Annotated in this window: 10 protein-coding genes; 5 read left to right on the top strand and 5 right to left on the bottom strand. The window is 75.6% G+C overall.

The window, feature by feature from the left end:
• Positions 1 to 74: 74 nt before the first annotated feature.
• Positions 75 to 1,280, bottom strand: a complete 1,206-nt coding sequence (locus ACWGB8_RS35910; protein WP_452217860.1) for an agmatine deiminase family protein — start codon at positions 1,278 to 1,280, stop codon at positions 75 to 77.
• 272 nt (positions 1,281 to 1,552) lie between these two features.
• Here ACWGB8_RS35910 and ACWGB8_RS35905 point away from each other — a divergent pair, with 272 nt between their 5' ends.
• A complete protein-coding gene (locus tag ACWGB8_RS35905; RefSeq protein ID WP_452217859.1) occupies positions 1,553 to 2,179 on the top strand; it encodes a TetR/AcrR family transcriptional regulator in 627 nt (208 codons plus the stop codon).
• 89 nt (positions 2,180 to 2,268) lie between these two features.
• Here ACWGB8_RS35905 and ACWGB8_RS35900 read toward each other — a convergent pair whose 3' ends face one another.
• The 3 genes from ACWGB8_RS35900 to ACWGB8_RS35890 all read right to left on the bottom strand — a co-directional run bounded on the left by ACWGB8_RS35900 (position 2,269) and on the right by ACWGB8_RS35890 (position 5,841).
• Entirely contained in the window at positions 2,269 to 3,501 is a 1,233-nt protein-coding gene (locus tag ACWGB8_RS35900) for an agmatine deiminase family protein (protein ID WP_452217858.1), read from the bottom strand.
• A 293-nt stretch (positions 3,502 to 3,794) separates the two neighbouring features.
• On the bottom strand, positions 3,795 to 4,982 hold the full coding sequence (locus tag ACWGB8_RS35895) for an agmatine deiminase family protein (RefSeq protein WP_452217857.1): 1,188 nt from the start codon (positions 4,980 to 4,982) through the stop codon (positions 3,795 to 3,797).
• Positions 4,983 to 5,286: 304 nt separating this feature from the next.
• On the bottom strand, positions 5,287 to 5,841 hold the full coding sequence (locus ACWGB8_RS35890) for a TetR/AcrR family transcriptional regulator (protein ID WP_452217861.1): 555 nt from the start codon (positions 5,839 to 5,841) through the stop codon (positions 5,287 to 5,289).
• A 225-nt stretch (positions 5,842 to 6,066) separates the two neighbouring features.
• On the opposite strand from ACWGB8_RS35890, the gene ACWGB8_RS35885 reads away from it, so the two are divergent.
• The 3 genes from ACWGB8_RS35885 to ACWGB8_RS35875 all read left to right on the top strand — a co-directional run bounded on the left by ACWGB8_RS35885 (position 6,067) and on the right by ACWGB8_RS35875 (position 9,516).
• Positions 6,067 to 7,749, top strand: coding sequence for a serine/threonine-protein kinase (locus tag ACWGB8_RS35885; protein ID WP_452217856.1), 1,683 nt, complete (start codon positions 6,067 to 6,069; stop codon positions 7,747 to 7,749).
• A gap of 1,078 nt (positions 7,750 to 8,827) precedes the next feature.
• Entirely contained in the window at positions 8,828 to 9,133 is a 306-nt protein-coding gene (locus ACWGB8_RS35880) for a hypothetical protein (protein WP_452217855.1), read from the top strand.
• A 119-nt stretch (positions 9,134 to 9,252) separates the two neighbouring features.
• Entirely contained in the window at positions 9,253 to 9,516 is a 264-nt protein-coding gene (locus ACWGB8_RS35875; RefSeq protein ID WP_452217854.1) for an amphi-Trp domain-containing protein, read from the top strand.
• 11 nt (positions 9,517 to 9,527) lie between these two features.
• Here the strand turns inward: ACWGB8_RS35875 and ACWGB8_RS35870 are convergent, their stop codons facing one another.
• Positions 9,528 to 10,325, bottom strand: a complete 798-nt coding sequence (locus tag ACWGB8_RS35870; RefSeq protein ID WP_452217853.1) for an SDR family NAD(P)-dependent oxidoreductase — start codon at positions 10,323 to 10,325, stop codon at positions 9,528 to 9,530.
• Between the two features lie 194 nt (positions 10,326 to 10,519).
• Here ACWGB8_RS35870 and ACWGB8_RS35865 point away from each other — a divergent pair, with 194 nt between their 5' ends.
• Entirely contained in the window at positions 10,520 to 11,155 is a 636-nt protein-coding gene (locus ACWGB8_RS35865) for a TetR/AcrR family transcriptional regulator (RefSeq protein WP_452217852.1), read from the top strand.
• The last annotated feature ends 122 nt before the right edge of the window (positions 11,156 to 11,277 follow it).

Here is an 11,277-nt window from a genome sequence, read left to right as displayed (position 1 = left end):
TGGAAGTGGCGCGGACCGGCGCAGCGGGTGGCCGGTGCGCGGACCCGTCGGCGCCGGTCGGCGCCCGGGCCGGTTCAGCCGGCGGCGGGGACGGCCGGCTCGGACTGCGTGGCGCAGTGGATACCGCCGCCACCGCTCGCGATGTTGTCGATGTCGAGCTGGACGATCCGGCGGTCCGGGTAGGCGGCCTGGAGGATCGCGTACGCGACGCCGTCCGCGTACCGGTCGCCGAACTGCGGGGCGATGACGGCGCCGTTGACGGTGTAGTAGTTGGTGTAGCTGGACAGGAAGTCCTTGCCGGTCCCGCGGATCTCCCGGCGGTCCGGGCCGGGCAGTTCGGTGATCTGCAGGCGGCGGCCGCGGGCGTCGGTGGCGAGCTGCAGCACGCGCTTGGTCTCCTCGTAGACCGCGGCCCAGCGGGCGTCCACGCCGGGGCCGGGCTTGTCCAGGATGACCTTGCCGGGGGCGGTGAACCGGGCCAGGCAGTCGATGTGGCAGTCGGTGATGTCCTGGCCGGCCAGTCCGGGGACCCAGATCACCTTGTCGATGCCGAGCGAGGACTTCAGGCCCTGCTCGACCTGCGTCTGGGACATCCCGGGGTTGCGGTTGGGGTTGACCAGGGAGCTGACGGTGGCCATCAGGGTGCCCTCGCCGTCGGTCTCCAGCGAGCCGCCCTCGCCGACGAACGGTGCCCGGATCCGCCGGACGCCGTACTCGGCGAGCAGGATCGAGGCCGCGGCGGCGTCGTTGGCGTACGGCTGGTAGTACGCGGTCCCGCGCTTACCCCAGCCGTTGAAGTTGGTGTCGACGCCGGCGATCGCACCGGGGCCGACGACGTAGGTCGGGCCGAAGTCCCGGATCCACAGGTCGTCGTTGGCGATCTCCAGCACCTCGACGGAGTAGTACGCGCCGTACCCGCAGTGGTAGCGGGCGTCGGCGGCCTGACCGCGGCGGGCCAGCACGACCACCGGCTCCCAGCGGGAGATCTCGTGGGCGACGTTGGCGATGTCGCGGCGGACGCCGGCCAGCTGGTTGTCCCAGATCGAGGAGAGCGCCGGCCAGGCCATGAAGGTCCGGGTGTGGCGGTCGGTCTCGGCCGGCATCCGCAGCACGCCGGCGGCCGAGGAGGCGGCGGACTGCACGGCGGTACCGGACGCGGTGGCGGGCCGGAGTCCGGCGGCGCGGGCGGCCGCCGGGAGGGCGGCGCCGAGCGCGACGACGGGCAGCGCGGCCGCGCCGTAGCCGAGCAGCTTGCGGCGGGGCATGGGGGTGGTGTTCAAGGAAGCTCCCTGGAGGGATCGGGAGGTGTGGGGTGACCCACATCCTGGCTCGAACTGAAATTTCAGTCAATCTCTTGGGCGGCACTGAGCCGAGACCGCGCCCACAGCGCCGCCGATGGAGCCGCCTACTCGTGCACGAACGGGGGCTGCAGCTACGGGAAGTATCTTGGGAGAAGGGCGAAAGGGGGTGCCCGCCGGCCTTGGGAAAGGGTCCTGAAGATCTACTCAGGAACTGTGTCCGAACCGCCCGTCCGCAGGTAGAGTGACCACCTGTGCCGGACCGCCGAACAGAGATCGTCAGAGCTGCCACCCGCGTCATCGCGCGCCGTGGCGTCCGCGGGCTGCGGGTCGGGGAACTGGCCGCCGAGGCCGGGGTGTCGACCTCCCTGATCTACTACCACTTCACCGACCGGGCCGGGATCCTCCGCGAGACCCTGGAGTTCATCGGCGAGCGGGCCGACCGCTACACCGCCGGCGCGGACCGCGGCACCCTCGCGGAGGACCCGGGCGAGGAACTGCGCCAGGCCCTGCTGCTGGAGCTCCAGGACACCGCCGAGGTGCGGGAGAACAGCACCGCCTGGGGCGAGTTGCGGGCGAGCGCGGTCTTCGACCCCGACCTGCGGCAGGACCTCGCCCGCGCCACCCACACCTGGGTGCACGAGATCGCCGGACTGCTCGGCCACGCCCGCCCGACCGGCACCGCGCCGGCCCACGCCGCCGCGGCGGAGCGCCTCACCGCCCTCCTGGAGGGGCTCAGCATCCGCTGGCTGAGCGGCTCGATCCCGCTGGACCACGCCCGCGGACTGCTCGCCGCCGCGGTCGCCGCCGAGACCGGGCAGCCGGACGGAGCGGACGGCACGGACGGCGCGGGCGGCGTGGACGGCCCCACACCGGGGTGACCGCGCGCGCCGGGCGGACGGGGTGCCGCGGCGAACGCCGGAGCCCCCGGAGCCTCCTCGGATCGAGGGGCTGCGGAGGCTCGGACGGTTCAGTCCTCGGGCTTGCCGGGCTGGTCGTGGGTGGAGCAGTGGATCCCACCGCCGCCGGCGGCGATGTTGTCGATCTTCACCGGGACGATGTCGCGGCCCGGGAAGTGGTCGCGCAGGATCTGCTGCGCCCGGTCGTCCGCCTTCGCGTCACCGAAGCGCGGCACGAACAGCGCCTTGTTGGCGATGTAGAAGTTGATGTACGAGGAGACGAACGCATCGCCCCGCCCGGTGATCCGGTCCGGATCGGGCTGTGGCAGGTCGATCACCTTCAGCCGCCGGCCGTGGGCGTCGGTGGCCGTCTTCAGCACCTCGCGGGCCTGGGCGGCGGAGCGCGACCAGACGTCGGCGGGTGCGCCGGGGAACGGCTGGTCCAGCAGGACGACCCCGGGCGCGGCGAAGCGCACCAGGCAGTCCACGTGGGCGTCGGTGATGTCCTGGTCGCGCACACCCGCGAACCAGATCACCTTCGTCACCCCGAGCGCCTTCTTCAGCTCGGCCTCGATCTCGTCCCGGCTGTGACCCGGGTTGCGGCGCTGGTTGACCACCGAGCTCTCGGTGACCATCAGCGTCCCCTGCCCGTCGGTCTCGAAGGAGCCGCCCTCCGCGACCAGCGGCGTGCGGACCCGCTCGATGCCGTACTTGCCGAGCACGGCGGCGGCGAGCGCGGAGTCGTTGCCGTGCTCCTTCTGCTTGTTGCCCCAGCCGTTGAAGTTGAAGTCGACGCCCTTCAGGGTGCCGGAGTCCTCGACGAAGACCGGCACGGTGTCGCGGGCCCACAGGTCGTCGACCGGCAGCGGCACCACCTCGACGTCGTTGCCGCACGCCTTCTGCGCCGCGTCCGCCTGGCCCGGGCGGGCGAACATGACCACCGCCTCGTAGCCCGCCACGGCGCGGGCGAGCCGCGCGATGTCCTCCCGGACGGCGGGCAGGTCCTCCTCCCAGATGCCGGTGGAGGCGGGCCAGGACATGTACGTCCGGCTGTGGCTCTCCCACTCGGCGCCGAACCGGCGGCCGGGGGTGGCGCCGCCGCCGGCACCTCCCGGGCCGCCGGTCGCGGACGGCTGGGCGGTGTCCGGTGCGGACGACGACCCGCCGGCGCCCGGGGCGGGCGGCTCCGCGCCCTCCTCCGAGAGGCAGGCGGTCGCGCCCAGGGCCAGCAGTCCGGCACCGGCCGCGGTGCGCAGCACCGTCCGGCGGGACGGGGAGGGGCGGGAGGGGGTGGGTCCGGTCACGGGCTGCTCCGACGGGATGAGGGCGGGGATGCGGATGCGGGGGTGCGCGGTGCGCGGAACGGCGCCCGGCCCGCGCACGCTGCGGGCGCACCGGGGCGGGGCGTTCGACAGGGGCGTTCGGCGGGGGTTCGGCAGGGGCGTTCGGCGGGGGTTCGGCTGGGGTGTTCGGCAGGGGTGCCTGTCCGACGCGGGTTCGGCCGGACGGCGTACGGCCGTGGGGCCTTCGGTCTGAACGGGCTCGGCCGGGGCGGGCAAGGCCGGGGCGAGCCGGGCCGGAACGGGCGCGTGGCCCGCTACGGCAGCGGTTCCTGCATGGTGGCGCAGTGGATGCCGCCACCCCCGGCCATCAGGCGGTCGACGTCGAGCTGGACGACCTCGCGGCCGGGGAAGGCCGCGGCGAGGGTCTGCCGGGCGGCCTCGTCCTTGGCCCGGTCGCCGAACTGGGCGGTGATCACGCCGCCGTTGACGACGTGGAAGTTGAGGTAGGAGTCGACGAACTTGGGGTCCCGCGAGCGCGTGGTGTCCGGACCGTCGACCCGGATCACCTGGAGCCGGCGGCCCCGGGCGTCGGTGGCCCGGGAGAGCAGGTGGAACTGCTCACGGGCGTCGCGGGCCCAGATGTCGTCCCGGCCGGGCGGGGGCAGCTGCACCATGACCACGCCGGGCCGGACGAACCGGGAGGTGACGTCGATGTGGTCGTCGGTGATGTCCTGGCCCTTGATGCCGGGCACCCAGATCATCCGGTCGGCGCCGTAGACGCGCAGGATCTCGTCCTCGATCTCGTCGCGGCTCATGCCCCGGTTGCGGTTCTTGTTGACCAGGCTGCTCTCCGTGGCCATCACGGTGCCCTCGCCGTCCGTCTCGACCGAACCGCCCTCGCCGACGAGGTCCGCACGGCTGAACCGCAGCCGGGCCCGGTGGGCGACCTCGGCGGCGACGTGCGCGTCCCAGCGGTGGGTCTGCTTGTTGCCCCAGCCGTTGAAGTTCAGGCCGACGGCGTCGAGTCCGCCGCGGCCGTCGCGGCGGAACACCGGCGCGACGTCGCGCATCCAGAGGTCGTCGGTCGGGATGGAGCCGATCACCTCGACGCCGGGCCCGCACAGCGGCTGCGCCTGCCGCACGCTCCAGTCGTCGGGGGCGCACAGGACGACCGGCTCGAAGCGGGCGATCGTCCGGGCGATCAGCGCGATGTCCTGCTGGATGCCCGCGAGCTGCCGGCCCCAGACGGACTTCCGGGACGGCCAGGACATCCAGGTCCGGGCGTGCGGGGCGTCGTCGCGCTCCACCCACCGGCTCGGGAGCGCGCCGCCGGCCGGTCCGGCGGGCCGCGCGGAGGCGGGTGAGGCACCCGCGGCGATCCCGGCCGCACCGAGGCCGGCGGCGGTGCCGAGTGCGCTCCTGCGGGAGAGCTCGGTACCGAAGAGCCGGCCGAACAGGGAGCGGTCGTCGCGGAAGCGGTCGTCGCCGGGGTGGTCGCTCATGCGGATCTCCAGATCAAGTATCGCCCGCCGGGCCGGACCGGGCACCGCCGGCGGACCCGTGGGTGGTCCGCCGATCGCCGGTCCCGGTGCGGCCCGGCGGCCTTGCACCGGCTCCGGGTTCTGCACCCGGGGTCGTGCCTTCACTCTGACACTGACTGAAAATTCAGTCATGACGAGCAAGGCGGGTTCGTCGCCGCGGGTTCGGTTCTGGGAACGGGCCGGGCCGACCCGGGCCCGGGCCCGGGTCCGGGAACAGCGGCGCCCCGGGCCGGCGGGGCCCGGGGCGCGCGAACGGTGCGGGCGGTCAGCCGCGCAGCCGCTCCAGTTCGCTGTCGATCGCGCCGGCCATCAACTCGCGCGCGTGCTCCACCGGCAGGCTGCCGCTCAGCCAGCGGACGCTCAGCCCCTCCAGCAGCGCGGTCAGCCGCTCGGCGGAGGCGGCGAGGGCGGCGGCGCCGTTCATCGGCCGCACCCGCCCGATCAGGTCGGCCACCTCCTGCACCCACACCAGGGTCGCCCGGGCCAGGTCCTCGCGCAGCTCGGGGTCGAACACCGCGCTGGCCCGCAGCTCGCCCCAGGCCGTGCTGTTCTCCCGCACCTCGGGGGTGTCCTGGAGTTCCAGCAGCAGCGTCTGCTCCAGTTCGCCGCGGGCGTCCAGCGGCGGGGCGTCCGCGGCGCGCTCGGTCGTGTACCGCTCGGCGCGGTCGTTGATGAACTCCAGGGTCGACCGGAGGATCCCCGCACGGTCCTTGAAGTGGTAGTAGATCAGCGCCGTGGAGACCCCGGCCTCGGCCGCCAGCTCCTCCACGCGCAGCCCGCGGACACCGCGCCGGGCGATGACCCGCGCGGCCGCTTCCATGATCAGGGTTCGACGGTCAGCCACAAGGGGTCACCCTACCCGGAGGGCCTGCGGTACGGTCGAACCGGGGAGCGCCCTGACTGAAACTCCAGTCGGTATATGCTCCGATCCGATCCGCGGCGCAGCGTCTCGATCCCCGGCCCGCCCGACGCGCCCGACCCCACGCGCCCGAGCCATGCGCTTCACACCGAACCGCTCGCTTTCACCGACCTGCTGGGAGCCGACATGACCGCAGAGCCCCCTGGCGCCCCGGCGCCCACGGCATTCCGGGCACTCGCCCCGGACGACCCCCGGGAGGTCGGCGGCTACCGCCCCTGCGCGCAGCTGGGCGCGGGCGGCATGGGCCGCGTCTACCTCGCGTACACGCCCGGCGGGCGCCCCGTCGCCCTCAAGGTCGTCCGGCCCGAACTGGCCGAGGACCCGGAGTTCCGGCACCGCTTCGCCCAGGAGGTGGCCAGCGCCCGGCGCATCCACGGCCTCTACACGGCCCAGGTGGTCGACGCCGGTACCGACGCCGCCACGCCCTGGCTGGCCACCGCCTTCGTCGCCGGACCCTCCCTGCACCAGGTCGTGCAGCGCCACGGTCCGCTGCCCGAGCGGACCGTCCTGCTGCTGCTGGCGGGCATCGCCGAGGCCCTGCAGGCGGTCCACGGTGCCGGGGTGGTCCACCGCGACCTCAAGCCGGGCAACGTCCTGGTCGCCGCCGACGGCCCGCGCGTGATCGACTTCGGCATCGCCCGCGCCGCCGACGCCAATCCGCTCACCGGCACCGGCCTGCGCATCGGCTCGCCCGGTTTCATGGCCCCCGAACAGGTCCTCGGGCAGTCCGCGACGCCGGCCACCGACGTCTTCGCGCTCGGCGCGCTGCTCGCCCACGTCGGCTCCGGGAAGCCGCCGTTCGGCGACGGTCCCGAACCCGCCTCGCTCTACCGGGCGGTCCACGAGGAGCCCGACCTCGACGGGCTGCCCGCCGGCCTGCACGAGCTGGTGCGGCGCTGCCTGGCCAAGGCGCCCGAGGACCGGCCGGGCACCGCGGAGCTCATCGAGGCCGCCCGGCTGCACCCCGCCACCGGCGGCGAACTCCGCTTCTCCGACGACTGGTTGCCCCAGCAGGTGAGCACCGAGCTGCGCCGGCACAGCGAGCTGCCGATCACCCCTCCCCCGGCCGACCCGTGCCCGGACGCGCCCACCGCCCTGGTCCTGCCCGCCGCGGAGGCCGTGACCGCCCTGGTCCCGTCGGCCGCCGCACCGGCCACCCGCCTGGAGTCCGTCCCCGCCGGACCCGCCGTCGGCGCGGCCGGGGGCGGCGCCCGGACCGGCGCTCCGGGCCGCATCGCCCGGACCGTACTGCTGACCGCCGCCGCGCTGCTCGCCGGCGCCGTCGGGGCGTTCGTCGTCCTGGACCTCGACGGCTCCGACGACCCGGAGGACTTCGACGACCGGCACGTCGCCGCCACCGCCCCGTCCGCACCGCCCTCCCCCGGCGCGCCCTCGGCCGCGCCGACGGCGCCCACCCCGGCCGCCACCGTCCCGGGCTACACCGCCGTCTACACCGACCGCGAACTCACCTCGCCCGACCACTCCTTCGAGTTCGACCTGAAGGCGGGGAAGGTCGCCCCGCAGGAGACGGCCGGCTGGTACCTGGGCCGGCAGGCGGGCGAGTTCTACCTCCCCGAGGACAGCCGCGCCCACATCGCGGCGGGCGGCAGCCTCGGCCTCCCCGACTGCATCAGGGGCGTCGAGGCCCGGCCCGCCGCCGCGCTGCCGTTCGACGCCCTGGGCCCCGGTCGGAGCTTCTGCGTGCGCGCGCCGGGCGGCCGGGACTTCGCCGTCGTCCGCGCCCTCGCCACCGCGCCGGACGACGGCCCGGTCAGCATCGCGGTCACGTACTACCGCCGCTCGGCCTGAGGAGGCGGGCCCCAACGGGCGGCCCGGGCGCCCGCCCGTCGTCGGTGGATCGCCCAGCCGGACGGGCCGCGCGCCGTGCGGATCGCCAATGGCCTACCCGCGGGGAGCTGTCGAGGATGTCAGCGCTCCCTCGTCGATCCCGTCCGCGGGTGCCCGGCAGCTCCCGGCGCGGCGAGTACGCCCGGCCCGGCGGCACCGGCCACGGGGCGGGCGGCGGCGGTGCGCACGGCGGCGGCGGTTCGGACCTCCGGGCGGGTGCGTTCGGCCCGGCCGACCGGGTGCTGGTCGCGGGCGGTGGCGGGGGCGCCGGCAACGGCGGTCCGCTGCTGCACGGCGGGGCCGGCGGCGGACCGGTGGCCGGGGACGGCGGCCAGGGCGGCGGCCCGGCCGGCTCCGGCGTCGCGGGCGGCGGCGGGAGCCGGTCCGCCCCCGGCGCCGGCAGCCCCAACTCGGCCTCGGCGGCCCCGGTGCGCCCGGCGGCGACACCGACCCCAACACCGGCCTGCCCAACCCCGGCAGCGGCGGCCCCGGCGGGAACGGTGCCCGCGGCGGCAACGGCGGTGGAGGCGGCGGCGGGGGCCGGTACGGCGGGGCCGTGGCTCCGGCGGCGGGAACCCGGGCAACCTGTACGGCGCGGGCGGAGGCGGCGGCAGCGGTTGGGCGGCCCCCGGCGCCACCGACGCCGCCCTGCTCCAGGGCGTCCACCGCGGCCACGGCCGGGCCCGCATCGCGTTCCGCTACGACACCGCGCTCGCCCTCGCCGCCGACCGCACCGACCCGCTGTTCGGCCACCCCGCCACCCTCACCGCCGCCGTCGCCCCGCTCGCCGCCGACGCCGGGACGGGCACGGCGACCGGCCTCGGCGCCCCCGGCGGCTCGGTGACCTTCAGCGACGGCGACACCCCGCTGGGCACCGTCCCGCTGACGGACGGCCGGGCCGTCCTCACCACCGCGGAGCTGCTGCCGGGCGGGCCACCGGGTCACCGCCCGCTACAGCGGCGACCCGGCCTTCACCGCGAGCAGTGCGGCGGCGCCCGCCGGGCTCACCGTCGGTTTCAGCCGCCCCTGCCTCACCGGGGTGCGGCGGGGACCGCTGACCGTCGCGGCGGGCGAGTCCCTCTGCCTCGGCCCGGGCAGCAGCAGCCACGGCCCGATCACCGTCCGGCCGGGCGGGGCAGTGGCCGTCACGGGTGCCGAGCTGAACGGCCCGCTGAGTTCCGACGGCGCCCTCGCGTTCGTCCTCTGCGGCACCACCGTGCACGGCCCGGTCACCGTCCGGGGCACCGCGGGCGTCCACCTGGTCGGCCCGCCGGACGGCGACCCGCAGCTGTGCGCGGTCGACACGGTGCGCGGCCCGGTGCGGGTGGAGCGTCCGGCTCCGTAGGGCGTGTCTGACAATTCCCGCCGGCCGGGGCCCGGTCGGCCAGCGGATGCCCGGCCCGGGGTGCGGCCGGACAATGGGCGGTACCGGAAGTACCCGCTCCCCTCGGGTTGGAGGCATCCGTGAAGGACCTCAAGTTCGAGCAGAAGTCCTCGCTGTCCCGGCTGGAGGCCGCCGATCGGCTCACGGCCCTCGCGGAGGCGCTGCGGCACGGCGGCAACGCCGAACTGGAGTTCGGCCCAGGGACGTTGAGCCTGCGGATCCCCGACGTGCTGGACAGCGAGTTCGAGGTGGAGGTCGGCGACGGGAAGATCGAGCTGGAGCTCGAACTCACCTGGTCCACGGGGCAGAAGGCGAAGGAGAAGCCCGACCGGAAGGGCGGCTGAGCCGCCCGGCCTCAGGCCGCCGTCCGGACCGCCGGCCCCGGCCGGGTGACCCGCTCGGCCACCGCCACCGTCGTACGGCGCGGCAGCAGCCGCGGCGCCAGCGTGCCCAGGCGGTTGAGGAACCCGTCGACCACGGTCGGACGCCCCTTCTGCAGTGCGGCCAGCGTGGTGGCGACGACCTGCTCGGGCCGGCGGCGGATGCCCACCGCGGCCTGGTCGCCGATGACGTCGAAGAAGGGCGTGTCGGTGGCGCCGGGGCAGATCGCCAGGGCGCGGACGCCGCTGCCGCGCAGTTCGTTGGCGAGCGCCTCGGTGAAGGAGAGCACGTACGCCTTGGTCGCGCCGTAGACGGCCATCCGCGGGATCGGCTGGAAGGCGGCCGTACTGGCCACGTTCACCACCGCGCCGGTGCGGCGCTCGACCATGCCGGGCAGCAGCCGGGCTGTCAGGTCGGTGAGGGTGAGGCAGTTGAGGTGCACCTCCTCCGCCATCCGGGCCGGGTCGCCCTCCGCCACGGCGCCGAAGGTCGCGAAGCCGGCGTTGTTGATCAGGACATCCACCTCGACGCCCAGGTCCGCGACCCGGCGCTGCAGCTCCGCGCCGGCTCCGGGGCGGGCGAGGTCGAGCGGGACGGCGTGCACGATGACGCCGTGGGCCGCCGACAGCTCCTGCCGGAGGCCGTCCAGCCGGTCCGCACTGCGGGCGACGACGACCAGGTGCGATCCTCGGGCGGCGAGCTCGCGGGCGAAGGCCGCCCCGATGCCCGTGGACGCCCCGGTGATCAGGGTGGTCCTGCGGTTGAAGTCCATGGCTCTCCTCGGCGTTTTTTCGGCGTTCCTCGGTACGGACGGCCGGCCCCGGCACGACTCGGCGGCCCTGGCGCGACTCGGCGGCCCCGCGGGCGACGGCGGCGCAAATGGCGCCGGTGCGGCCGGCCCGGTGCCGCCAATGTAGTCAGCGCCAACAAAGTAGTCAACGACAACTTGCTCGTATGCTGATGCCCATGCGAACGGGCCGCTACCACCACGGAGACCTCCGCGCCGCACTGCTGGAGCGCGCCGAGCAGACACTGCGCGAGCAGGGCGTCGACGCGCTGTCACTGCGCGAACTCGCCCGGACCCTCGACGTCAGCCACGCCGCGCCCAGCCGCCACTTCAAGGACCGGCGCGCCCTCCTCGACGCCCTCGCACTCACCGGCGTGCAGCGCCTGACCGCCGCCGCCCGCAGCGGCCTCACCCGGAGCGGGGACGGCTTCCACGAGCAGGCCGTCGCGGTCGCCCGTGCCTACGTCGACTTCGCGGTCGACCACGCCGCTCTCCTGGAGCTGGCCTTCGCCCGCAAGCACGACGGCTCCGTCGCGGACGAGCTGCACCTCGCCTGGCAGCCCCTGAAGGCCGACCTGCGCGCCCTGGTCGCCCGCGGCCAGCAGGAGGGGCGGATCCGCACGGGGGACGCCGACCGGATCGGCACGGTACTGTTCACCGCCGTGCACGGGGTCGCCACCCAGGCCGCGAGCGGCCAGCTCGCCGGCCCCGCCCTGGACGAGGTCTTCGACGACCTGCTCACCCATCTGCTGCGCGGCCTCGCCCCCGCACCCGGCGACCAGCCGCTCGCCGAGTCCGTCGCGCCGGCCTGCTGAGTCACTCGGGAAGCCCCGGATCGTCGCCGCGGGCGGTCCGGGTGGCCACGGTGGGTGGGTTGGCCGGGCACGGCGGGTGAGGGCTGTGGTGGGGGCCACCCGGGGCCGGGTCCGGGAGGGGT

It is taken from the genome of Kitasatospora sp. NPDC054939 (assembly GCF_053610105.1).
This window is presented reverse-complemented; position numbering and strand designations above follow the sequence as displayed.